General features: G+C 58.7%; 28 protein-coding genes. 14 read left to right on the top strand and 14 right to left on the bottom strand.

The genetic code is table 11. From position 1 onward, the window contains the following. Positions 1 to 3: 3 nt before the first annotated feature. A complete protein-coding gene (locus tag ACR0NW_RS09035; protein ID WP_480450068.1) occupies positions 4 to 645 on the bottom strand; it encodes a TIGR02453 family protein in 642 nt (213 codons plus the stop codon). A gap of 103 nt (positions 646 to 748) precedes the next feature. On the opposite strand from ACR0NW_RS09035, the gene ACR0NW_RS09030 reads away from it, so the two are divergent. Next, complete coding sequence (locus ACR0NW_RS09030; RefSeq protein ID WP_480450067.1) at positions 749 to 2,113, top strand: MATE family efflux transporter; 1,365 nt, start codon at positions 749 to 751, stop codon at positions 2,111 to 2,113. Positions 2,114 to 2,130: 17 nt separating this feature from the next. Here ACR0NW_RS09030 and ACR0NW_RS09025 read toward each other — a convergent pair whose 3' ends face one another. Together ACR0NW_RS09025 and ACR0NW_RS09020 are read right to left on the bottom strand one after the other, a co-directional pair. Beyond that, on the bottom strand, positions 2,131 to 2,532 hold the full coding sequence (locus tag ACR0NW_RS09025; RefSeq protein ID WP_480450066.1) for a hypothetical protein: 402 nt from the start codon (positions 2,530 to 2,532) through the stop codon (positions 2,131 to 2,133). 13 nt (positions 2,533 to 2,545) lie between these two features. Continuing rightward, complete coding sequence (locus ACR0NW_RS09020) at positions 2,546 to 3,748, bottom strand: pyridoxal phosphate-dependent aminotransferase (protein WP_480450173.1); 1,203 nt, start codon at positions 3,746 to 3,748, stop codon at positions 2,546 to 2,548. A 90-nt stretch (positions 3,749 to 3,838) separates the two neighbouring features. Between ACR0NW_RS09020 and ACR0NW_RS09015 the strand changes: the two genes are divergently transcribed. The 3 genes from ACR0NW_RS09015 (at position 3,839) to ACR0NW_RS09005 (ending at position 5,061) form a co-directional block, all read left to right on the top strand. After that, on the top strand, positions 3,839 to 4,228 hold the full coding sequence (locus ACR0NW_RS09015; RefSeq protein WP_480450065.1) for a helix-turn-helix domain-containing protein: 390 nt from the start codon (positions 3,839 to 3,841) through the stop codon (positions 4,226 to 4,228). Beyond that, positions 4,228 to 4,485 (top strand): FAD assembly factor SdhE, encoded by a 258-nt coding sequence (locus tag ACR0NW_RS09010; RefSeq protein ID WP_480450064.1) that lies wholly within the window; start codon positions 4,228 to 4,230, stop codon positions 4,483 to 4,485. Before ACR0NW_RS09015 ends, ACR0NW_RS09010 begins: the two co-directional genes overlap by 1 nt. A gap of 78 nt (positions 4,486 to 4,563) precedes the next feature. After that, complete coding sequence (locus ACR0NW_RS09005) at positions 4,564 to 5,061, top strand: MarR family winged helix-turn-helix transcriptional regulator (protein WP_480450063.1); 498 nt, start codon at positions 4,564 to 4,566, stop codon at positions 5,059 to 5,061. Here the strand turns inward: ACR0NW_RS09005 and ACR0NW_RS09000 are convergent. The 3 genes from ACR0NW_RS09000 to ACR0NW_RS08990 are packed head-to-tail and all read right to left on the bottom strand — an operon-like array spanning position 5,055 to position 6,921. Beyond that, on the bottom strand, positions 5,055 to 5,795 hold the full coding sequence (locus tag ACR0NW_RS09000) for a DUF1194 domain-containing protein (protein ID WP_480450062.1): 741 nt from the start codon (positions 5,793 to 5,795) through the stop codon (positions 5,055 to 5,057). The two genes, ACR0NW_RS09005 and ACR0NW_RS09000, sit on opposite strands and share 7 nt — an antisense overlap. Beyond that, the gene (locus ACR0NW_RS08995) at positions 5,792 to 6,496 is read right to left on the bottom strand and encodes a DUF1194 domain-containing protein (RefSeq protein ID WP_480450061.1); all 705 of its coding nucleotides are present in this window, start codon (positions 6,494 to 6,496) and stop codon (positions 5,792 to 5,794) included. Before ACR0NW_RS08995 ends, ACR0NW_RS09000 begins: the two co-directional genes overlap by 4 nt. Next, positions 6,493 to 6,921 carry a VOC family protein gene (locus tag ACR0NW_RS08990; protein ID WP_480450060.1) on the bottom strand — a complete coding sequence of 143 codons (429 nt, stop codon included), beginning with the start codon at positions 6,919 to 6,921 and terminating at the stop codon, positions 6,493 to 6,495. Before ACR0NW_RS08990 ends, ACR0NW_RS08995 begins: the two co-directional genes overlap by 4 nt. A 200-nt stretch (positions 6,922 to 7,121) precedes the next feature. Here ACR0NW_RS08990 and thyX point away from each other — a divergent pair, with 200 nt between their 5' ends. Together thyX and ACR0NW_RS08980 are read left to right on the top strand one after the other, a co-directional pair. Continuing rightward, a complete protein-coding gene (gene thyX, locus ACR0NW_RS08985) occupies positions 7,122 to 8,033 on the top strand; it encodes an FAD-dependent thymidylate synthase (RefSeq protein WP_480450059.1) in 912 nt (303 codons plus the stop codon). 61 nt (positions 8,034 to 8,094) lie between these two features. Continuing rightward, on the top strand, positions 8,095 to 8,397 hold the full coding sequence (locus ACR0NW_RS08980; protein WP_170651630.1) for a hypothetical protein: 303 nt from the start codon (positions 8,095 to 8,097) through the stop codon (positions 8,395 to 8,397). Between the two features lie 97 nt (positions 8,398 to 8,494). Here the strand turns inward: ACR0NW_RS08980 and ACR0NW_RS08975 are convergent, their stop codons facing one another. Next, positions 8,495 to 8,701: a cold-shock protein gene (locus ACR0NW_RS08975; RefSeq protein ID WP_170651631.1), complete on the bottom strand. Its 207-nt coding sequence runs from the start codon at positions 8,699 to 8,701 to the stop codon at positions 8,495 to 8,497. Positions 8,702 to 8,916: 215 nt separating this feature from the next. On the opposite strand from ACR0NW_RS08975, the gene ACR0NW_RS08970 reads away from it, so the two are divergent. Together ACR0NW_RS08970 and ACR0NW_RS08965 are read left to right on the top strand one after the other, a co-directional pair. Next, the gene (locus tag ACR0NW_RS08970) at positions 8,917 to 9,234 is read left to right on the top strand and encodes an ArsC/Spx/MgsR family protein (protein ID WP_480450058.1); all 318 of its coding nucleotides are present in this window, start codon (positions 8,917 to 8,919) and stop codon (positions 9,232 to 9,234) included. Positions 9,235 to 9,275: 41 nt separating this feature from the next. After that, complete coding sequence (locus tag ACR0NW_RS08965) at positions 9,276 to 9,644, top strand: hypothetical protein (protein ID WP_170651633.1); 369 nt, start codon at positions 9,276 to 9,278, stop codon at positions 9,642 to 9,644. 2 nt (positions 9,645 to 9,646) lie between these two features. Here the strand turns inward: ACR0NW_RS08965 and ACR0NW_RS08960 are convergent, their stop codons facing one another. From ACR0NW_RS08960 to thrS, 5 genes are all read right to left on the bottom strand, one after another. Further along, a complete protein-coding gene (locus tag ACR0NW_RS08960; protein WP_480450057.1) occupies positions 9,647 to 10,165 on the bottom strand; it encodes a DoxX family protein in 519 nt (172 codons plus the stop codon). Further along, positions 10,162 to 10,923 carry an HvfC/BufC N-terminal domain-containing protein gene (locus ACR0NW_RS08955; RefSeq protein ID WP_480450056.1) on the bottom strand — a complete coding sequence of 254 codons (762 nt, stop codon included), beginning with the start codon at positions 10,921 to 10,923 and terminating at the stop codon, positions 10,162 to 10,164. The genes ACR0NW_RS08960 and ACR0NW_RS08955 overlap by 4 nt, the downstream gene beginning before the upstream one ends. Beyond that, entirely contained in the window at positions 10,920 to 11,777 is an 858-nt protein-coding gene (gene bufB, locus ACR0NW_RS08950) for an MNIO family bufferin maturase (RefSeq protein ID WP_480450055.1), read from the bottom strand. Before bufB ends, ACR0NW_RS08955 begins: the two co-directional genes overlap by 4 nt. A gap of 74 nt (positions 11,778 to 11,851) precedes the next feature. Beyond that, positions 11,852 to 12,154, bottom strand: a complete 303-nt coding sequence (locus tag ACR0NW_RS08945; RefSeq protein WP_170651637.1) for a BufA1 family periplasmic bufferin-type metallophore — start codon at positions 12,152 to 12,154, stop codon at positions 11,852 to 11,854. 221 nt (positions 12,155 to 12,375) lie between these two features. Beyond that, positions 12,376 to 14,334 carry a threonine--tRNA ligase gene (gene thrS, locus ACR0NW_RS08940; protein WP_480450054.1) on the bottom strand — a complete coding sequence of 653 codons (1,959 nt, stop codon included), beginning with the start codon at positions 14,332 to 14,334 and terminating at the stop codon, positions 12,376 to 12,378. 200 nt (positions 14,335 to 14,534) lie between these two features. Between thrS and ACR0NW_RS08935 the strand changes: the two genes are divergently transcribed. The 5 genes from ACR0NW_RS08935 to ACR0NW_RS08915 all read left to right on the top strand — a co-directional run bounded on the left by ACR0NW_RS08935 (position 14,535) and on the right by ACR0NW_RS08915 (position 18,116). Next, on the top strand, positions 14,535 to 15,284 hold the full coding sequence (locus ACR0NW_RS08935; protein WP_480450053.1) for an alpha/beta fold hydrolase: 750 nt from the start codon (positions 14,535 to 14,537) through the stop codon (positions 15,282 to 15,284). After that, positions 15,284 to 16,276: an alpha/beta hydrolase gene (locus ACR0NW_RS08930; protein WP_480450052.1), complete on the top strand. Its 993-nt coding sequence runs from the start codon at positions 15,284 to 15,286 to the stop codon at positions 16,274 to 16,276. The genes ACR0NW_RS08935 and ACR0NW_RS08930 overlap by 1 nt, the downstream gene beginning before the upstream one ends. Then, positions 16,276 to 16,701, top strand: coding sequence for a VOC family protein (locus ACR0NW_RS08925; protein WP_170651641.1), 426 nt, complete (start codon positions 16,276 to 16,278; stop codon positions 16,699 to 16,701). Before ACR0NW_RS08930 ends, ACR0NW_RS08925 begins: the two co-directional genes overlap by 1 nt. A gap of 20 nt (positions 16,702 to 16,721) precedes the next feature. Next, on the top strand, positions 16,722 to 17,336 hold the full coding sequence (locus ACR0NW_RS08920) for a hypothetical protein (protein ID WP_480450172.1): 615 nt from the start codon (positions 16,722 to 16,724) through the stop codon (positions 17,334 to 17,336). 69 nt (positions 17,337 to 17,405) lie between these two features. Next, positions 17,406 to 18,116 (top strand): alpha/beta fold hydrolase, encoded by a 711-nt coding sequence (locus ACR0NW_RS08915; protein ID WP_480450051.1) that lies wholly within the window; start codon positions 17,406 to 17,408, stop codon positions 18,114 to 18,116. On the opposite strand, the gene ACR0NW_RS08910 is transcribed toward ACR0NW_RS08915, so the two are convergent. Both ACR0NW_RS08910 and phaZ read right to left on the bottom strand, forming a co-directional pair. Further along, positions 18,113 to 18,697 (bottom strand): DUF6151 family protein, encoded by a 585-nt coding sequence (locus ACR0NW_RS08910; RefSeq protein ID WP_480450050.1) that lies wholly within the window; start codon positions 18,695 to 18,697, stop codon positions 18,113 to 18,115. The genes ACR0NW_RS08915 and ACR0NW_RS08910 overlap by 4 nt on opposite strands. Positions 18,698 to 18,700: 3 nt before the next feature. After that, the gene (phaZ, locus tag ACR0NW_RS08905) at positions 18,701 to 19,975 is read right to left on the bottom strand and encodes a polyhydroxyalkanoate depolymerase (protein ID WP_170651644.1); all 1,275 of its coding nucleotides are present in this window, start codon (positions 19,973 to 19,975) and stop codon (positions 18,701 to 18,703) included. Between the two features lie 99 nt (positions 19,976 to 20,074). Between phaZ and ACR0NW_RS08900 the strand changes: the two genes are divergently transcribed. Then, the gene (locus tag ACR0NW_RS08900) at positions 20,075 to 21,877 is read left to right on the top strand and encodes a PHA/PHB synthase family protein (RefSeq protein WP_480450049.1); all 1,803 of its coding nucleotides are present in this window, start codon (positions 20,075 to 20,077) and stop codon (positions 21,875 to 21,877) included. The last annotated feature ends 84 nt before the right edge of the window (positions 21,878 to 21,961 follow it).

Here is a 21,961-nt window from a genome sequence, read left to right as displayed (position 1 = left end):
CGGTCAGACTCCGGTTGTCAGAAGGCGCAATAGGGGGCTGAGGGCCTGATACGTTTCACCGAGAGCTGCTTGCGGTGCCGAAAATGAAGACTGCGGCAGATCCTGCCAGACGGTGATGGATTTCCGGCGCAGCACAGATCCCTGCGGATGATCCTTGTCGAACGGCGCCGGGACGCGTTTGAGTTCCGGTTCGTCGATCCGGTACCCCTGCGACCTGTATTGATCCAGCAGGGCGGCCAGCTCGGCGCCTGTGTCTGAGTCTGCCGCCTTTCGCCACGCGGTCAGAGCGGCTTTGTCGAAACTCATCGCGCCGCCGCCCACCGAGACATAGTCGGGTGAAATCCCGAAGAAAAACCCGACCTTCAATGCGCGATCACCCGGCAGGGACCAGAGCATGTGAAGATGGGTGTGATAGGGTGTTTTGTCTTTGGAAAAGCGCACGTCCCGCTGTGGGCGGAACAGCTTTGTCCCGGTTCCCGGGCCAATCTGGTGCGCAAATTTCTCCATCAGCAGGGTGGCAGGGGTTTTAAGGTCAGCTTCGTATTGCGTCTTGTGCTCGGTGAACCACATGCGGGTGTTGTTTGCAGCAAGCTGCGCCAGAAAGGTTCGGGCATCGGGAATGAGGCGGGCGAAAGGGTCGGGCATCGGCGGGCTCCTGCTGGTTCGGTCAGTTTAGCGCCAGAGTCTCGGATTGAAATATCTTGCATACCCCTTGCGAAATTCGGCGGGCATTTCTAAGCGTGGTCGGATGAGCAAGGTGATGACATATGGCGGCCATGTCCGCGCAATTGCGGTATTGGGCCTGCCACTGATCGGCGGGCATCTGGCTCAGTTTGCCATCGGCCTGACCGATACGGTCATGCTGGGCTGGTACGGGGTCGAAGCGCTGGCGGCTGTGACGCTGGCCAGCAGCTATTTCTTTGTCCTGTTCCTGTTCGGCGGCGGATTTGGCCTGGCCGTCATGCCGATGGTGGCGACTGCAGCGGCCGAGGAGGATGAAACCAGCATTCGCCGTTCGACGCGTATGGGGTTGTGGTTGTCTCTGCTTTACGGGGCACTGACAATGCCTTTGCTGTGGTGGTCTTACCCGATCCTGATCGCCCTGAAACAGGAGCCGCAGACCGCCGCGATGGCGTCCGAATATCTGCGGGTCGCGGGGTGGGGATTGTTCCCGGCCTTGCTGGTGATGGTGCTGAAATCCTATCTGGCCGCGCTGGAGCGGACGCAGATCGTACTGTGGATCACCGTGGCGGCGGCGCTGGTCAACGGGGTAACGAACTATGCCCTGATCTTTGGGAACTGGGGTGCGCCCGAGCTTGGCGTTATGGGTGCCGCAATCGCGTCGGTCGTGACGCAGGCCGTATCGCTGGTGGCCGTCGTGGTTTACGCGGTGCGCGTATTGCCGGAACACAGCCTGTTCCAGCGGTTCTGGCGTCCGGATTGGGAGATGTGGTTCCGCGTCCTGCGGCTGGGCGTTCCCATTGGGTTGACCTTGCTGGCCGAGGTGTCGCTGTTCGCAACATCCGCCGTCATGATGGGTTGGATCGGACAGGTGCCGCTGGCGGCGCATGGTATTGCGCTGAATCTGGCCTCGGCGACGTTCATGGTGCATCTGGGGCTGTCGAATGCTGCCACGATCCGGGCGGGCAACGCGCTGGGCCGCAGGGATCGGGCCCATCTTGAGAAGGGCGCGATTACGGTTACAGCAATGTCTCTGGTCGTGTCGATCCTGACGATCATCCTGTTTCTGACCTGTGCCGAGCCGTTGATTTCGCTGTTCATGGAGCCGGACAATCCGCAGCGTCCGCAGATTCTGGCGATTGGCAGCGGTCTGCTGGCGATGGCGGCGCTGTTCCAGCTGGTGGATGGCGCGCAGGTGATCGCGCTGGGACTGTTGCGCGGATTGCAGGACGCAAAGATCCCCATGGTGATGGCTGCGCTGAGCTATTGGGTCGTGGGCATCCCGGCATCTTACTACTTTGGCTTCGTGCAGGGCATGGAAGGGATCGGCATCTGGCTGGGCCTTGTGCTGGGCCTTGCCTTTGCGGGGGTATTGCTGATGGCGCGGTTCTGGATGCGATCGGTACAGCAGGTGGGCGTGCCTGCGGAATAGCAGGTGCCGCCTGAGGGTCAGTCTTTTGACTGACGATCCGCCATTTTCCTGACGAGGACCGAGCGCAAATCGTGCATGGCCATAAGCAGCCGGTCGGTGACCTCGTCCAATTGCGCCTCGGTTGCCTTGGACTGCGCCCATTGGGTGGTCAGGTTGAGGTGATCGACGGTGCGGTGAATATCGTCGATGTCCCGCTGCGCCAGAAGGGCCCTGCGGTCGTCCATCCAGCTTTCAATGCGGGCCTTGTCCTGATCCGTCAACTCGCGCCCGCCCTGTGGCTTGACCTCGCCATTGCGGATGTTGATGACGGCGATCTGCTCCATCTCGATCCGCTGCTGGCGGTTTTCGGTGTTCACGCGAAACACGGCTGCGCCGTTTTCGCGGGTGCGAAAGTAGTATTCGGGCAAGCTGACGGACATCGCTGGCCTCCGTTCAGGTCAGGGCGGCGCAGAAACGCTGAATGCGGGTGCAGGCCGTGGTCAGCGCCTCGTCCGAGGTTGCATAGCTGACCCGGAAGTTCGGCGACAGGCCAAAGGCCGCTCCGAAAACAACTGCCACATCGGCCTCTTCCAGCAGCGCGGTTGCGAATGCTTCGTCGCTGTCGATCACGGTGCCGGCCGGGGTCGTCTTGCCGATCAGCCCGGCGATGGAGGGGTAGACATAAAAGGCGCCTTCGGGGGGGGGGCAGGTGATGCCGTCAACCTCGTTCAGCATCGACACGACCAGATCGCGGCGGCGTTTGAAGGTTTCGTTGTTGGGGGCCAGAAACGCCTGTGTGCCGTTCAGCGCCTCGACCGCGGCCCACTGGCTGACGGAGCAGGGGTTGGACGTCGACTGGGACTGCACCTTGCGCATGGCAGCGATCAGTTCGACCGGACCAGCGGCATAGCCAATGCGCCAGCCGGTCATGGCATAGGCCTTGGAGACGCCATTACAGGTGAGCGTGCGGTCATAAAGCTGCGGTTCCACCTGCGCGGGGGTGCAGAATTCGAACCCGTCATAGGCCAGATGTTCATACATGTCGTCGGTCATGACCCAGACATGGGGGTGGCGCAGCAGCACATCGGTCAGTGCCTTCAGCTCATCGCGGCTGTAACCCGCGCCGGTCGGGTTCGAGGGCGAGTTGAAGATGAACCACTTTGTGTTGGGTGTAATTGCATCCTCAAGCTGCTGCGCGGTCAGCTTGAAGCTGTTGTCCAGACTTGTTTCGACAATAACCGGTGTGCCACCCGCCAGCAGTACCATATCCGGATAGCTGACCCAGTAGGGGGCGGGAATGATCACCTCATCTCCATCATTCAAGGTGGCCATCAGCGCATTATACAGCGTCTGCTTGCCACCCGTGCCGACGGAAACCTGTGCCGGTGTGTAATTCAGCCCGTGGTCACGCTTCATCTTGGCGCACACCGCTTGTTTCAGTTCCGGGATACCATCGGGGGCGGTGTATTTGGTCTTTCCCGCTGCAATCGCGGCCACTGCGGCGTCTTTGATATTCTGCGGTGTGTCAAAATCGGGCTCGCCCGCGCTGAGGCCGATTACGTCGCGGCCCGCTGCCTTCAGCTCTGCCGCTTTTGCAGTCATTGCAATCGTGGGCGAGGGTTTGACGCGGGACAATGTCGCAGACAGGAAGTTCATGGGGGCCTCGGTTTGTATGTTCAGCCTGACTGTCATAGGGTGCGCCCGAATGACGATCAAGCGCTATGAAAAGACGGAATTGGAGACCCCATGAGTGAGAATGAAGACTGGTATGGACCGGACGCAGCCACCTTTGGGGATCGCCTTGCTGGGGCGCGTGACGCGGCAGGTATGAACCAGGCACAGTTGGCGCGGCGCCTGGGTGTCAAAAAGGCGACCATCATCGCATGGGAAAACGATCTGTCCGAACCGCGCGCAAACAGGCTTTCGATGATGGCCGGAATGCTGAACGTTTCGATCAAGTGGCTGCTGACCGGCGAGGGCGAGGGGATGGTTGCGCCCGATGAACTGAGCGAAGAGGCTGCGGACATGGCGTCGATTGCAGCAGAGTTGCGGGCAATCCGTGGTGAGATGCGCGCAAGTATCGAACGCGCCGCCAGACTGGAAAAGAAACTGCGTCAGTTGATGGAGCAGGCATAGTGACCGAGCCGCGCGACACCCGGATCAGGCGCATGAAGATGCGGTCGATGCGTCGAGGGATCAAGGAAATGGATCTGATCCTGTCCGCATATGCCGACCGTAACCTTGCGGCGATGGATGATGCGGGGCTGGAAGTTTATGACGCCCTGCTGCACGAGAACGATCAGGACCTGTATCAGTGGGTGACGGGGCAGGTCGCGCCGCCCGCGCCTTATACTGATCTGATCGCGGATATCGCGCAAACGTTTCAAAAATAGATCAAAACCCGGCTTAACCGATTTTTCGGGAATTCGGTTCATCGTGCAAGACACAGCGCGAGTGAATCGGAGGATCGGATGAGTATGGAAATGCAGGTTGCCGTGCCCGCAACCAGGGGTTTCATGACCGGGTATCTTGAGGCTTTGGCCCTAGTCGAGCGGCTGCACAGGCTGCTTCTGGATGTCATCAAGGATGAGTTCGAGCGGGTTGGCGTGCTTGAAATCAACGCGGTACAGGCCTTGCTGCTGTTCAACATCGGCGATCATGAGGTGACCGCCGGTGAGCTGAAAAGCCGGGGTTATTATCAGGGCAGCAACGTCAGCTATAACCTTAAGAAGCTGGTTGAAATGGGCTATATGCACCATCAGCGGTGTGAGATCGACCGCCGTTCAGTGCGGGTGCGGCTGACGCCGAAGGGGCGTGAAATTCGCGACATCGTGGCCGAGCTGTTCTCGCGCCACGCGGACGGTTTGCAGGCCAGAGGGGTATTGGGCGCCGACGGGGTCGAGGACATTACCAGCGCGCTGAGGCGGGTGGAACGGTACTGGACCGATCAGATCCGCTATATCTACTGAGAGGATGTTGGCGTCGGTTGTCCGACTGTGAAGGTGTGCGACAAAACAAGGCTTTGCAGCTCTTTCTTAAGCTTTCGGGTCATGGCGTCTTCGAACGCGGCAAAGCCCAGGGCGGTTTCGACGAACGCGTCCGGTCCGAGAATGACCCAGGCGTTGTAGTAGGCGGAAAGCTCTCCGATCTGGACATAGCGTTTGTCCCCGGCAACGGGGTCATCGGCGCCGATGACCAGCCCGTTGATGGTGATGCCGGAGTTTTGCAAAGCCGCCTTTGCGGCGCGTGGATGGGGGCCAATGTTGTGTTTGCCATCGCCGGACAGATCCAGAGTGCGCTTCCAGCATTCCAGCTGGCGGGCCAGCAGGGACGCCCCGAACTGCATCGCCGACCCGACAGCAGTACCGGGCGGTGCGGGCGACCGGGTCATGTTATCGAGGGTTCCGGCAATAGCGTCGAGGGTGCTTTCATCCCTCACATCGATCCAGTCTTGCAGCATTCTTTGATGTCCGGGTTCGCTCCATTCAAAGATGGCCAGCCGGACCGGGGCTGCGGGTTGAGCGAGAAAGGCCTTTCTGACATCCGGCCGCCGCAGCGCGTTTGCCAGCCCACCCCGTTGCAGACGGTATTCGCTACTGTCAACCGAGCCCGAGACGTCCATGCCCAATGCCAGCGCCTGACGGCATTCGGCCGACAAAGGGGGCGCCGCGAGGCACAGAAGCACCAGCAGCGCCCGGATCATTCGCCCGTCCGGTCGTCGATTGCCCCGATCACCATCCCCGAGAGTTCGCGTTCCAGCTTGCGGCGCATGGCGCGTTCGAAATCCTCGAACCCTTGCGCAATCTCAAGAAAGGCGCCGGGGCCGTGCAGGACGTTGTTTTCAAAGAAAGGGATAAGGAACAGTTCCCCTTCAAAATCGGCGGCATTGATGACCAGACCGTTGACCACCGTATTCTCAAAGGGAAAGTGCCTATAGGCTGAATCCGGTCCGTAGCCATCATTGTTCGACCCGTCACCCGACAGATCGATGGTCTGGAACAAACAGCGCGGCGCCTGCTGCATCAGCGTCGCACCGAATGCCAGCGCATAACCCATCGCCGTCGCAGATCCGCTGTCGGACCGGACAGATTGCTGAACAGTTGTTGCCGCAAGCAGCAGGTCGACTTCGGTCTCGATCAGAGTCCAGTTCAGTATGACGCGTTGGGTCGAGCGACCGCTCCACTCATAAACTGCCAGAGCGACCGGCATGGGAGAGGCGAAGAACGCCCGGCTGACTTCCGGCGCCACCAGCGCTGCGGCCAGCCCTTGCCGCTGCAGGGCATCCTCGGTCGCATCCACCGAGGTCGAGATGTCGATGGCCAAAGCAAGGGCCAGACGGCAGGTGTCCGCCTTAAGGGGGCTGGCCAGAAGGGCCAGACCCAGTGCTGTCAGCCAGCGGATCACCAGTGGCCAGTGCTTTCCATGCTGGTCCAGGGCTCGGCCGGATCCAGCGCATTGCCGTTCTGCAACAACTCGACCGAGATGTTGTCGGGTGAGCGCACGAACGCCATGCGTCCGTCGCGTGGCGGGCGGTTGATCGTCACGCCGTTGTCCTGCAGGTGCTGGCACACCTCATAGATATTATCCACGCCATAGGCGAGATGCCCGAAATGGCGGCTGTCGCTGGGCAGGGCATCGTCACCGTCCCAGTTGTGAGTCAGTTCGATCGGAGCGTCCTCCTGACCGGGAGGGGCCATGAACAGCAGCGTGAAACGGCCGCCTTCGCTTTCGTATCTGCGGGTTTCCTGCAACCCGAGAAGTTCAAAGAACGCCTTGGATTTTTCCAGATCTTTCACGCGGATCATGGTGTGAAGATATTTCAGTGCCATTATCGGGCATCCCTTGCCAGTGTTTTGCTGGTCCGAAGCTTAGCGCGCTGTCCGGTCCTGTCGAGGGGCGCGGCAGAAGAAATGAGGCGGGAACCGCCCGCATCGGGTTTTGCGCCCATAGGACGCACGATATGGCGGTTCCTGTTCGGAAGCTGTCGAGATATAGTGGTGAGCGACTCATTTCAGGAAAGGACTTCCACATGCCGCTTTCGCCCGAGCAACTGGCCGAGATCGAAGCGCAGCGCGCGCAATCTCATCAGACACGCCGCGTTGTTGCGCCGGGAATGGAAGAACATCTGTATACCGCGCATCCGGTTCTGGATCACGGCTTTGTCCGTGTCATCGACTATATGGGTGACGATGCCGCGATCTGTCAGGCGGCGCGGGTGTCTTATGGCAAAGGCACCAAGTCGGTGCAGAACGATGAGGGGCTGATCCGCTATCTCATGCGGCACTGGCATTCGACCCCGTTCGAAATGTGCGAGATCAAGCTGCATGTGAAGCTGCCGGTTTTTGTCGCGCGTCAGTGGATTCGCCACCGGACTGCCAACGTCAACGAGTATTCCGCGCGCTATTCTATTCTGGACCGTGAATTCTATATTCCCGCGCCGGAACATGTCGCGGCCCAGTCCGAGGTGAACAATCAGGGTCGGGGAAGTGCGTTGGAAGGGGCCGAGGCCGCGCAGGTGCTGGAACTGCTCAAGGCCGACAGCGCGCGGTGTTACGATAACTACGAGGCGATGATCAGTCAGGACGGGCAGCAGGGATTGGCGCGCGAACTGGCACGGATGAACCTGCCTGCGAATATCTATACGCAGTGGTACTGGAAGGTCGATCTGCACAACCTGTTCCATTTCCTGCGTTTGCGGGCGGATGCGCATGCGCAGTACGAAATCCGCATCTATGCGGAAACCATGTGCAAGGTCGTCGCGGACTGGGTTCCCTTTGCCTACAAGGCCTTCGAGGATTATCGGCTGGGGGCCGTGAACCTGTCGGCGCAAATGGTCGACTGTCTGCGCCGGATGCTGAAAGGCGAGAACGTGACACAGGAAAACTCGGGCATGTCGGCGCGGGAATGGCGCGAGCTTGAGGCGGTTATCCGCGAAGGCTGAGCCAGCAGGCGCGCATATCGTTTGTCTATACATTGCGTCATGATGCTGTTACATTGGCCTCATGGCGCAGTTTTCGAAAACCGGATTGATCTGCCTTGTGGCCTTGCTTGCGGGGCCGGTCTCAGCAGCCTCACCGATTGCCGAGGTGATTTGTGAGCCGACGGACAGGATGCGGCAGAAACTGTCGCACCAGTTTGGCGAGACGCGAACCGCGTCGGGGATGCGTGGGCCTGAACAGATCATGGAGGTCTGGACCAGCACCGAGGGCGACTGGACGCTGGTGGTCACCTATGCAAGCGGGACTTCCTGCATCGTGGCGATGGGCGAGAACTGGTTCACACAGCCCGAGCGTGATCCGGCCTGACACCGAACCCATATCGTTTTGGAGATTTTGATGGTTAACGGCCGGAAATTGGCCGCTAACCTTGTTTAGATACGCCCGCGCAAAGGCGGGATGGGTATTACAGCGGTTTCAAATCAGCCGCCATCATGCGGCCGTCGCGTCCGTCCTGCAATTCGTACGAGACTTTCTGATTGTCAGCGAGCCCAGTCAGACCGGAACGTTCTACGGCCGAGATATGAACAAACACATCCTTGCCCCCCTCGTCAGGAGCGATAAAACCATAGCCTTTGGTCGTATTGAACCACTTCACGGTGCCAGTTGGCATTTTTCCGTGTCTCCTTCTACTTACACGTGGTCCCAAAAAGTAATGGGATAGTAATTGACGTCATCACTGCCGAAACGTGTTTCGCACTCACTCGAAACAGTCACGACCGCGGGTTTCGCCCTTTTCAACATTGCACGGTGATGTAAAAAATCAAGAATTACGCAAAGAATCCCGAAATTTTGCCTGATCTTTTGGGAAAAGAAAGTGGAGCGATCATGCGCCTGTATGGCCTGAAAAACTGTGATACCTGCCGCAAGGCATTGAAATCATTGCCGGAAGCAGAACTTGTGGATGTGCGGGCACAGGGTGTTCCGCCCGAAACCATGATGCAGGCTCTGCAGGCATTCGGCGAAGCTTTGCTTAACACCCGTTCCACCACCTGGCGGGGATTGAGTGAATCCGAGCGCGCACGCCCACCGATTGAGTTGCTGACCGACCATCCGGCGCTGATGAAGCGGCCGCTGATCGAGCGTGACGGGCAATTGTATCTGGGCTGGACTGCGGATACGCGTGATGCTCTTGGCGTTGCGTGAAAACGTAACTATCTGCGTTACCGTGGTTTTGGAGACTGTAGATGCGTAATGCCGCAATGATATTGGGTGTCGTCGCCGGGCTGATCGGAATGATCGTCGGGTTTTTCGGGTTCGGCTATGTCGAGGTGATCAAGCAGTTCGGGGAAATTGATGGTATCGCCGAGCAGGTCGAAAATGCCGAGCTGATTCAGGTGATGTCGATCCTTGCGCCGATGCTGGCGATTGCGGGCGGGGCGATGGCCCATGCGCGCGCATTGGTGGCGGGCATTCTGCTTATGCTGTCGGCGGCGGGGATGTATTACGCATTTGGATTCAACGCCTTTACGATGTTCCCGATCTCATTTGCGGCGCTTGGTGGTATTCTGGGGCTCGCCGCGGGAAAACCGGACGAGCCCAAGGCACATTTCTGAGGTCAGGAGATGCGTAGGATGCGGTCCAGCGAAAGCGGGCCTGCGCCATTGATCACAAGAACCAGCAACAGGAACGTCCACATCGTGCGCTGATCCATCAGGCCCAGCGAGTTGTCGAACAGGCTGCCCAGGGCGACACCGTGGCCGGCGACGTCCACAATTGTCTGCACCCAGATAAAGCCGATCATGGCAACGGCGGACAGGCGGGTCAGTAGGCCGACGAGGATCAGGGCGGGCAGCACAAACTCGGCTATCGTGCCAAAGAAGATGATGATCCGCTGAAAGATATTCATCTGCGTGACGTCATACAGAACCGCTTCGGCGGCTTTGGGGAAAATCTGACCGAAAGCGCCCGCGGACGGAGAAAAGATCGACCCGTCGATCTTGAGCATTGCCGAATTCCAATAATAGAAAAGAAGGACCGCAGCAAAAACAAGTCGCGCCAGCGTCGGTGTCAGAAAATCTGACGACCGGTCAAGTTTCCCGAGGACGCTGTTGTGAAGGGTGATCAGCGCAGTCATGTATCCAGCCTTTCGATAGTCACAGAAGTTATCGCACCACCCTGCAGAAGCAGTGCGAGTGTGGCACCCAGATCAAAATCCGGATCCTCGGACGAAACCTTTTCATAGGCTTCGCCAATGGTTTGTCCCGATTGCAGGGCTGCAATCCATTCCGCTCCGCCTGCGGGCAGAAGGTGTGGCATCGGGTCGAATTCGGGCCGGACGATCAAGACGTCCTGCGCACCCGGTTCGGGTTTCGGTGCAGCCTCATCAGTATTGAATCGCCAGATCGCATGGATCGGCCAAGGCGAGCGCAGTACCTGCAGGGCAGGCGCAAAGGTCAGCCTTGCCTGCATCAGGTCTTCGGGCGGAACGCTCAGGGCATTGGGTGAAATGGCCTGCGCGTCGGCTGCGTGATACGAGCGGCGCAGCGCCAGTTCCAACCGGGCGACATCGGGCAGATAGCCAAGGTGGGAAAGCTGCTCCATCCCGGCAAGAAAATCTGGGAAGGCTTCGCCATAGAACATCATCAACGGCGAGGATGGGGGGTGGCGGCGTAGGAAGATGCCCGCCAGACCATCCATGTTCTGCGACCCCAGCAGTTTGGCGATGACCGGAAAAGCCTGATGCATCGCTTCGGTCAGCGAGACGGCCACATTATTGCGGTAAACGCTGAAACGGCGGCCCGCGGGGCGCGCGTGCGCATCGCTGAGGCCGGATGGAACCGGTATTGATGCATCGAGAATGGCATCATGGAGGGTTGTTTGCGAAACGGTCATAGCGGAATGCGTGCCAGCGCGTTTTCGGCGCGCACGGCCTCGTGCCGCAGAACGGGCCAGTCCGGGACATCCGTGTCCCATTCGATGAGGATGGGTTTGGGGCCGGAGCGTTCCAGCACATAGTCAAGCAAGGCCCAGACAGGATCGACGACTTCGCGCCCGTGGCTGTCGATCAGCAGGGGATGGCCATGGTCATCCTCATCCTCGTCATGACCGCCCAGATGAATCTCGCCAACTTTTTCCAGCGGATAGGCGTCGATATAATCCTGGGGTGAGAAATCCAGATTTGTGGCGGACACGAAGACGTTGTTCACGTCCAGCAGAAGGCCGCACCCGGTGCGGCGGGAAATTTCGCGCAGAAAATCGGGCTCGGACCAGGTGCTTTCCTGAAAGGCCAGATAGCTGGAGGGGTTTTCCAGCAGCATTTTCCGCCCGACCGTGTCCTGAACCTGTTCGATATGGTCGCAGACACGAGTCAGTGTCGCGTCGGTGTAGGGCAGGGGCAGAAGGTCGTTCAGGAAATGGTTGTCATGGGTGGACCATGCCAGATGCTCGGAAAAGCTTGCCGGATTCAGCCAGTCCACCAGATGTTTCAGCCGGGCAAGGTGATCTGCGTCCAGCGGTCCCTCGCCGCCGATCGACAGGCCGACACCATGGACCGAAATTGGAAACTGTTCAGACAGGTGACGCAGCTGCGCCAGAGGTCGACCGCCATCGCCCATGTAGTTTTCGGCGTGGATTTCCAGCCATGTGACCGGCGCGGCGTCATCTAGTATCTGCGAGAAATGCTGTGGCTTGTAGCCAACACCGGGCGCTGACGGCAAACGATTTGATCTTTGCGCGTTATCCAGCATTGGTCAGGCTCCCGGTTTGAAAAATGAGGGCGGGCGATCTCAGATTGCCCGCCCCTACATTCATATTGCCAGTTTTATGCCGGCAGGTCGCGTTCCAGCGCCTCAAGCGAACCCTTGCGGTCGGAACCGTCGGCCTGTGCAGGCAGTTCGAGGGTTTCGCAGGTGCCCGCATCGACCAGGGTCCATGCGTTACCCTGATAATCTACGGTCGAGGTGCCGGCGCAGGTGGTTCCAGGGCCAGCGGCGCAGTCATTCTCACCGGCCAGCGACACTCCATAGCACTTTTCTTTGGCTTGTGCGGAGGCGGTGGTGGCGGCGCCAGCGACTGCGGCTGCAACGGCACCTGCGATGGCAAGAGTTTTTGCTGTGTTCGACATCTCGGTAATCCTTATTGGTGACTGCGTATGTCCGTTTGTGACAGGACTATAATTAACGCCTTGGCCGTGAAGTTAAATTCACGAGCCCGTGTCTCACATACCCGTCAGGGAGTGTCATGCACTATTGAATGTTAATAAATTGTTTTTCAACGAAAAATTGGAAAATATTTCAATCCGGCCCCTGATGCGGGGCCGGATTTCCGGCGTTTTGCCGCCGAATGTTACAGCAGGTCCGGCGGGGTCGCGGCGCGGCCCAACTCAATTGTTACAGCCTCAAGCGGCTGAACCTGCGTCTGCTTTTCACCCAGACGGCGGACGCTGACGGTACGTTCTTCGACTTCGCGATGACCAACGGCCAGAATGACCGGCACTTTGCCCACTGAATGTTCGCGGACCTTGTAGTTGATCTTTTCGTTGCGAATATCCGCCTCGGCGCGGACGCCTGCGGATTTCAGCGCTTCGACAACTTCCATCACGTAGTCATCTGCGTCCGAGGTGATCGAGGCCACGACAACCTGACGTGGGGCCAGCCAAAACGGCAGCTTACCGGCGTGTTCTTCGATCAGGATGCCGATGAAACGTTCGAACGATCCCAGTGTCGCCCGGTGCAGCATCACAGGACGGTGCTTGCCGCCATCAGCGCCGATATAGGTGGCGTCCAGACGTTCAGGCAGAACGAAATCCACCTGATGTGTGCCACATTGCCAGTCACGCCCGATCGCGTCAGTCAGGACAAATTCCAGCTTAGGCCCATAAAAGGCACCTTCGCCGGGATTCAATTCCGGCTCAATGCCAGCAGCGCGCGTGGCGCTGAGCAGCGCGGTCTCGGCCTTGTCCCAGACCTCATCCGAGCCTGAGCGCTTCTCGGGGCGATCCGAGAATTTGACCGAGAATTTCTCGAAACCCAGATCCTTGTAGATTTCCGACAGGAAGCGGATGAATTCGGCGGTCTCGGATTCGATCTGTTCTTCGGTGCAGAAGATATGCCCATCATCCTGCGTAAATCCGCGTACGCGCATGATCCCATGTAAGGCGCCCGAGGGTTCGTATCGGTTGCACGAGCCGAACTCGGCCATACGCAGAGGCAGGTCACGATAGGATTTCAGGCCCTGATTGAAGATCTGCACGTGGCACGGGCAGTTCATCGGCTTGAGCGCATTGATCGCCTTTTCGCGGGCATGTTCTTCGTCCACTTCGACGATGAACATGTTTTCCTGATACTTGTCCCAATGGCCCGAGGCTTCCCACAGTTTGCGGTCGACGACCTGCGGGGTGTTGACCTCGACATAACCGCCTTTGCGCTGCTGCCGGCGCATGTAGTCCTGCAACTGGGTGTAGACGGTCCAGCCGTTGGGGTGCCAGAAAATCTGGCCCGGGGCTTCTTCCTGCATGTGGAACAGGTCCATCTCGCGGCCCAGCTTGCGGTGGTCGCGCTTGGCGGCCTCTTCCAGCATGTGCAGGTGCGCCTTGAGCTTTTCCTTGCCGGTGAAGGCCACGCCGTAGATGCGTTGCAGCATTGCGCGTGAACTGTCGCCACGCCAGTAGGCGCCTGCGATGCTCATCAGTTTGAAGGCATCACCCGGCAGCTGGCCGGTGTGCTGCAGGTGAGGGCCGCGGCAAAGGTCCTGCCAGTCGCCGTGCCAGTACATGCGCAGCGGTTCGTTGCCGGGAATGGCTTCGATCAGCTCGACCTTATAGGGCTCGTCATTGGCAGTGTAGAAATCGATCGCGCGCTGACGGTCCCAGATTTCCGTGGTAACCGCGTCGCGCTTGTTGATGATTTCCTTCATCTTTTTCTCGATCAGGCCGAGGTCTTCGGGCGTGAAGGGTTCGGCGCGATCAAAGTCGTAGTACCAGCCGTTCTCGATCACCGGGCCAATGGTGACTTTGGTGTCAGGCCAGATTTCCTGCACGGCGCGCGCCATGACATGGGCAAAGTCGTGGCGGATCAGTTCGTTCGCCTGAACCTCGTCCTTCATGGTGTGAATGGCGATGTCGGCATCAGCTTCGATGGGCCATTGCAGGTCCCAGTGCTGACCATTGACCGTGGCCGAGATGGCCTTTTTGGCCAGAGAGGTGGAGATGTCGGCAGCGACCTGCGCGGGCGTTACGCCTGCGTCATAAGAACGTGCATTGCCATCGGGAAAGGTGAGTGAGACGGATTTTGCATCCAGGGCCATGGCTGGCTCTCCTCGTCGGTTTGGCGCCCACTGAACGCCCGGTTGCGGGTTATGTGTGCAGGTCATGTGGCAGGCGGGTGCGCGTGTGTCAAGGGAGGAAGCAAGGAGCCAGCCCCGCCGTATTTGGAACAAGAAGAAGATTGGGCGAATTGCACTTGGGCACGTGGCGTGCATGATGCGGCAAAAGATATGAGGTCATTATGGCGGCTACGAATTTTCTGGAAACGGTGCAGGGGCGGAAACTGGCCTATCACAAAAGCGACGGGGCGGGGCCGACCATCGTTTTTCTGGGTGGGCTGAAGTCGGACATGGAGGGCACCAAGGCGGTGCATCTGGAAGCCTGGGCGCAGGGGCGTGGGCAGGGGTTTCTGAGGTTTGACTATTCCGGGCACGGCGAGAGTTCGGGTGCATTCGAAGATGGCTGCATCGGGGATTGGCATGAAGACACGGTAGGGGCCGTATCGGCGTTGACCGATGGACCGCTGATCGTTGTCGGATCGTCCATGGGCGGGTGGCAGGCGTTGCTGTTGGCGCGCAAGATGCCGGAGCGGATTGCGGGAATGGTCACCATCGCGGCCGCGCCAGACTTTACCGAGGACGGATATTGGGCGTCGTTTACGCAGGAACAGAAGGCGGCGCTTGAAACCGTGGGCCATGTTGAATTGCCATCGGATTACATGGAGCCCTACATCATTACCAAGCGGATGATCGAGGATGGGCGGCAGCGTCTGGTCTTGCGCGATCCGCTGAACCTGCCATTTCCTGTGCGGTTTCTGCAGGGTACGGCGGATACTGCGGTGTCCACGGAAACGGCGGTGCGGCTTTTGGAGCATGTCAGCGGAGAGAATATCCGGCTGCTTCTGGTCAAGGATGCCGATCACAGGTTTTCGGACGGGCCGTGTCTGGGACTGATCGAAGATGCCGTTCTGCATGTGATGGGGGAAGGTTGATGCGCCGCTTTGGCTGGATTCTCGGGCGCGTTCTGATCTCGCTGATTGTCGTCGGGGGTCTTGTCTACTGGTTCGGGCCGAGGGAAGAGGTGAACCTGACGCCCCGCTTTGATCCGCGCAAATTCGGTGAAGGGGTGCAGGTGTATTTCGAAAGCACGGAATCGGCCTTTGACGATATCGTGCCGGGTGTAGAAAAACGGGTGATCTGGCAGGAGGGCGCGAAAGAGCAGCGGACGCCGTATTCCGTTTTGTACATCCACGGGTTTTCCGCCACATCCGAGGAAATCAGGCCCGTGCCGGATCGGGTTGCTGACGCGCTTGGTGCCAATCTGGTCTATACCCGCCTGCAAGGCCATGGGCGGGGCAGTGCCGCGATGACTGAAGGGACAGCCTCGGGCTGGATGGAGGATACGGCAGAGGCATTGGCGGCAGCGCGCACAGTTGGTGAGCAGGTTATAGTTATCTCGACCTCAACAGGCGGGACTTTGGCGGCGGCTGCGGCCCTTGATCCCGAGTTGAGCGAGGGGGTGGCTGCGATGGTTTTTGTCTCGCCGAACTTTGGCGTCAATACCGTGGCCGCTTGGGTGCCGACCCTGCCATGGGCGCGGCACTGGTTGCCCTCCCTTTTGGGAGGGGAACGCGATGTGTCCAGCCCCGACCCGGACAAGAATTTGTATTGGACCACCCGCTATTCATGGGAAGCGATTGTGCCCATGTCCGCGCTGGTGGCCGAGGTCTTTGCGCTTGATTTCGCAGGCGCACAGATTCCGGCGCTGTTCTGGTTTTCGATGGACGATCAGGTCGTAAGGCCGGACCTTACGCAGGAGGTTGCGGAAAACTGGGGTGGTCCGTCCGAGGAGCAACTGGTGACGATGGGGCCGGAGGACGATCCGTCCTCGCATGTCGTGGCCGGGGATCTGATGTCGCCGGGGCAGACCGGCCCGATGACCGAGGGGATACTTGAGTGGCTGAAAGAGCAGGGGATAGAGTGATGGAGCAGCGTGTAAGTCTGATCACGGTAGGGGTCGATGACCCTGAGGCCGCTGCCGGATTCTATGAGATGCTTGGCTGGCAGCGGGTCGACAGCCCGGATGGCGTGATCGCCTTTGATCTGATTGGTCAGACTTTGGGGCTTTATCCGCTGGCGGCTCTGGCCGAGGAAATCGGCGTTGATATTGCGACGCTGGGGCAGGGGGCGCTGACCCTCAGCTATAACTGCCCGGCGAAAGAGGATGTTGCGGCCTTGCTGAAACGGGCCGAGGGGGCCGGGGCACAGATTTTGAAACACGCAACGGACGTGTTCTGGGGCGGCCATCACGGATATTTTCGCGCGCCGGACGGAACGATCTGGGAAATCGCTTTTAACCCCTTTTCCACTCTGGGGCCCAACGGCGAATTCCGCTGGAACGGGTACTGACAATGCGCAAACCGGGGAGCATGTGGAGCCTTGAAACCCTTGGGCGCGTGCGTCTGTCCCGGCATTTCTTCATGCGGGATTTTCTGTATTCCGAGATCGGGAGTTTTCACGAAAAGCAGAACATTCCCGAAAACCCGGACCTTGCCATCGAGACGGGACGGGCGTTTTGTCAGACGTTGCTGGACCCGCTTGAGGAGACCTTTGGCCGGGTTGCGGTACGCTCGGGCTATCGGTCGCCTTCGCTGAACCGGTTCGGAAATGAAAACAAGTTGAACTGCGCCCGCAACGATCATCCGTTGGAATGCCACATCTGGGATCGCGGAGAGAGGGACGCGCGGATTGCCGGGGCGTCGATCGTGATCCCGTGGTTTGCGGATCGCTATGATCAGGGGCGCGACTGGCGGGATCTGGCGTGGTGGATGCACGACCATCTGGATTACTCGGAAATCTGGTTTTTTCCCAAATTGTGCGCGTTCAATCTGGTGTGGCGTCCAAAGCCATTGCGGCGGATCGACAGTTACATCGCGCCGCGCGGGCGTCTGTTGATCGCGGGCGACGAGCCGCAAGAGACGTTGCAAACCCGGCGCGCGCGATACGCCGATTTTCCGCCGTTTCGCGGGATTCTCTATCCCTGAACTTCCTCTTGCCCGACGCGTGCAGTACCCTGATCGTGAGCAAAAAATCCATTTGAGCAAGAGGCAGAAATGATCGAACCGCTGGTGTTGTTGCCTGGAATGATGTGTGACGCGCGGCTGTATCGGCATCAATTGCAGCACCTGTCGCGGGACCGGGCTGTGACGGTCGCTCCGGTTTCGGGCGGTGAGCGGATTGAAGAGATTGCATCGGGGCTTTTGGATCAACTTCCGCTCAGGTTTGCGCTGACCGGTCTGAGCATGGGAGGCGTTGTGGCTCTGGAGATCATTCGTCGCGCACCGGACCGAGTGTCGCGCCTGTGTCTGATGTCGACGGACGCCCATGCGGATACGCCGCAGATTGCGGCCAGTCGGGAACCGCTGATCGTCGGTGCGCAGGCTGGGCGGTTGGAAGACGTGATGCAGCAGGTGATCCGCCCCGAGACGCTGGCCCCGGGTCCGGACCGCATGGCCATCCTTGACGAGATGTTGACCATGGCAAACGAGATGGGCCCCGATCTGTTCGTGCAGCAGATGCGCGCGTTGCAAAGGCGGCCCGACCAGCAAAGCACGCTGCGCAAGATCAAGGTACCAACACTAATCCTGTGCGGCGCACATGACGGATTGACGCCGCCCAAAAAGCACACCTTCATGGCCGAATTGATACCGGGAGCAGAGCTGCAGGTCGTTGAAAATGCAGGTCATTTGCCCACGCTGGAAACGCCGGAGATTGTAACCGAAGCGTTGGAGAAGTGGCTGAAGGAACCGGTGCGACTATCTTAGTCGTAAAGCCTGCCGCGTTCTTCTTTTGTCAGGACTTTGGGCTGGGTGACAGGTTCACCGGTTTGCGCGTCAAAGAACGGGGTCTTGCGCCAACTGCCGGAAAGTCGTGAGGAAATTACGCGTTTTATCAGTCCGACCGCTGCATAGCGCACTTTTTCGTGCTTTTGCTTGCCGTTTTCCTGCGGAACAAAACCCCTTGTGGTGACCGGGCCAAGGTTGTCTGGCTTAGCAATCCTGTTCACGTCGAAACCTGCGAATGGATGTTTTGGTGATCTTGTCGTTGTCGCAATCGGCGCGTTGCAGCAGCTTGCGTACCAACGATACATCCCGTTCGGGCTGAGGCGCATCGCAGCCAAATTGTCTTTGCCGGCCTCGATCTCAATCGCTTCGGGGCTCATCTGAAAGATGTTTACCGGACCCGGAGCCGGGTCAGGCTGGCCAAAGTAGATTTGCGAAGCGCGGCAGTCGTGGCAAAAACAGACGACGCGGGTGCCGGATTTGACACCCGCTGCCGTGATGTGACCGCGCAACGCGCCGCATTCGCAGGAAAACCCCAGATCCGTGGCGGTTTTCCCGGTCATGGATCAGGCCGCCGTGTTCTTGTTCGCTGCGCGGCGGTTTGGCTTTTTACGGCTGTTTTCGTTCATGAAATCGATCACCAGCGGGCGGATGTTGTCGCGCCAGCTGCGACCGGCAAAGATACCGTAATGGCCTGCGCCGGGTTCCACATGGCTGGCCTTTTTGCTCTCGGGCAGGCCGGTGCAAAGGTCCAGTGCGGCAATGCACTGACCCGGGGCAGAAATGTCGTCATTTGCGCCTTCGACGGATTTGACCGCAACATCGGTAATCTTGCCGATATCCACCTTGTGGCCAGCGACCACAAATTCATTGCGCGCAATTTCACGGTTCTTGAACACGCGTTCCACCGTGGACAGATAGAATTCGGCGGTCATGTCCATGACGGCCAGATATTCGTCGTAGAACCGGTTGTGGGCGTCGTGATCCGATGCCTCTTCGCGCATGACGCGTTGAATCTGATCGGAAAATGCCTTGGAGTGGCGGTCGGAGTTCATCGACATAAACGAGGCCAGTTGCAGCAGGCCGGGATAAACCATGCGGCCCACGCCCTTGTACTTGAAACCGACGCGCTGGATCATGGTTTCTTCCAGCTGGCCCATAGTGACGCGGCGACCGAAATCGGTCACTTCGGTCGGGGTGGCGTCGGGATCGACCGGGCCGCCGATCAGGGTCAGGGTGCTGGGCTGGGCTTTGGGGTCGTGCTCGGCCAGATAGGCGGTTGCCGCCAGCGTCAGCGGTGCAGGCTGGCAAATCGCGATGACATTTGTGTCAGGCCCGAGCGCCTTCATGAAATCGACAAGATAAAGCGTGTAATCCTCGACATCGAACTTGCCTTCGGACACGGGGATATCACGCGCGTTATGCCAGTCAGTTACGTAGACCTCGCAATTCACCAGCAGGCTTTTGACGGTCGAGCGCAGCAGGGTGGCATAGTGACCGGACATGGGCGCAACCAGCAGAACCTTGCGGGGTTGTTCTTCGCGGCCATTGACCCGGAAATGGATCAGGTCGCCGAAGGGGCGTTCGATGACGGTGGTAATGTCGACAAGGTGATCCTTGCCATCTTCGCAGGTGAAGGTGCGGATGCCCCAGTCGGGCTTGACGATCATGCGCTGAAAGGTGCGTTCCGTAACCTCGCCCCACGCTGCCATCCAGTTGAAAGCAGGGTTTGGCACCATGGAAAACAGCGGGTAAGATGCCATCGAACTGGCCGTTGCGCCCAACCACTGGTTGGTGTTGCGCATGGTTTCCATGAGGTCGTAGGTCATCATGTAGCGCATAAAAAGGGACTCCTGAGTGTTCGGACCATTCGCCGCTTTGCCCCACGCAACTTACGACGTTATTCTGCGTAGCAGCGAGGTTAGGGGGGATTCCTTAAAATGACAACTACCGACGACCAGACACCGGAATTGACCGAAGAACACCTTGAACGGCTTAAGGAAAACATGGGCAAGGTCGAAGAGCTGTCAAAGCGGCTTGTCGAAGTCATGGCCGGAAAAAAGCCGCACACCCCCGCGCTGGACGGTCCGAATCAAGAGCTTTTTGCAAAAGCAGCAACGGCCTATTGGGCCGAAGCCATGCAGAACCCCGCCAAGCTTCTGGAACAGCAGATCGAGTATTGGGGAAAATCGGTTCTGAACTTTGCCGAAGCGCAGCAGGCGCTGACCAAGGGTGAGGTCGAAGCCGAGGAAAGCGCCCCCACGGACAGGCGGTTTTCCAACCCGATGTGGGAAACAAACCCCTATTTCCGGTTCATCCGCCAGCAGTATCAGACAAATGCGGAAACAATCACGCAAGCGGTGGCCTCGGTCGAGGATCTGGATGACAAGGACAAGCGGCGGCTGACCTATTTCTCGCAGCAGATCGTCGACATGATGGCCCCCACGAATTTTCTGGCGACGAACCCGGATGCGCTGGAAAAGGCGGTGGAGACCGAAGGGCAGTCGCTGATCAAGGGGCTGGAGAATCTGGTCTCGGACCTTGAAGCCAACAATGGCGAACTGGTGGTCAAACTGGCCGATGAAAGCGCGTTCGAGGTGGGGGGTAACATCGCTACGACGCCCGGTGACGTGGTTTACCGCAACCGGATGATGGAACTGATCCAGTACAAACCGGTGACCGAGACGGTATATGAGACCCCGATCGTTCTGTTTCCGCCATGGATAAACAAGTTCTATATCCTTGACCTCAAGGCACAAAACAGTCTGATCAAGTGGATCACCGAACAGGGCTATACCCTGTTTGTCGTCAGCTGGGTCAATCCTGACGAGTCTTTTGCCGAAACTGGAATGGAAGATTACATTCAGGATGGTTTCCTGACCGCGATCGATGAGGTCAAGAAAATCTGCAAGGTCAAACAGGTGAACGCGGTTGGTTATTGTATCGCCGGAACGACGCTGAGCCTGACCCTATCGCTGATGAAGCAGCGCGGCGACAAATCGGTCAAATCGGCGACGTTCTTTACCGCGCTGACGGATTTTTCCGATCAGGGGGAATTCACGCCATTCCTTCAGAACGATTTCATCGACGGGATCGAAGAAGAGGTGAACAAGGAGGGTCTGCTGCGGTCATGGATCATGGCGCGGACCTTTTCCTATCTGCGGTCGCGCGACCTGATCTATACTCCGGCGATCCGCAGTTACATGATGGGTGAAACCCCACCGGCCTTTGATCTGCTGTACTGGAACGGCGATGGGGCGAACCTGCCTGCGAAGATGGCGATCCAGTATCTGCGCGGCCTGTGCCAACGCAATGAAATGGTAACGGACGGTTTTGAGCTTTTGGGGCACAAGTTGCATGTGCGGGATGTCGATGTGCCGCTGATGGCCATCACCTGCGAAACCGACCATATCGCAGCCTGGAAGGCCTGTTACCGCGGAGTGCAGCAAATGGGCTCGCGCTCCAAGACTTTCGTGGTTTCAGAGTCGGGCCATATTGCAGGCATTGTGAACCCGCCCAGCAAAAAGAAATACGGCCATTATACCAACCCCGATCTGAAGGCGGATGCCGATACCTGGCTGAAGGACGCGGATTATCACGAAGGGTCGTGGTGGCCGATGTGGGAAGCATGGTTGAAAAAGCGGTCGGGTAAGCAGGTGGCCGCACGCGATACCGGCGATTCGGATCATCCGCGACTGGCCCCGGCACCCGGAACTTATGTTGTGGCAAAGCCAAGCTGTTGAAATTTAAGTGAAACGCAAATTATTCTGCATTGCAGCAAGAAAAAACTTGAAATGCTGCGATGCAGAAATCATATTCTCGTCAAG

It is taken from the genome of Ruegeria sp. CF5 (assembly GCF_056537325.1).
The sequence above is the reverse complement of the archived record's forward strand: the minus strand, read 5'-3'. Positions and strand labels throughout refer to the sequence as shown.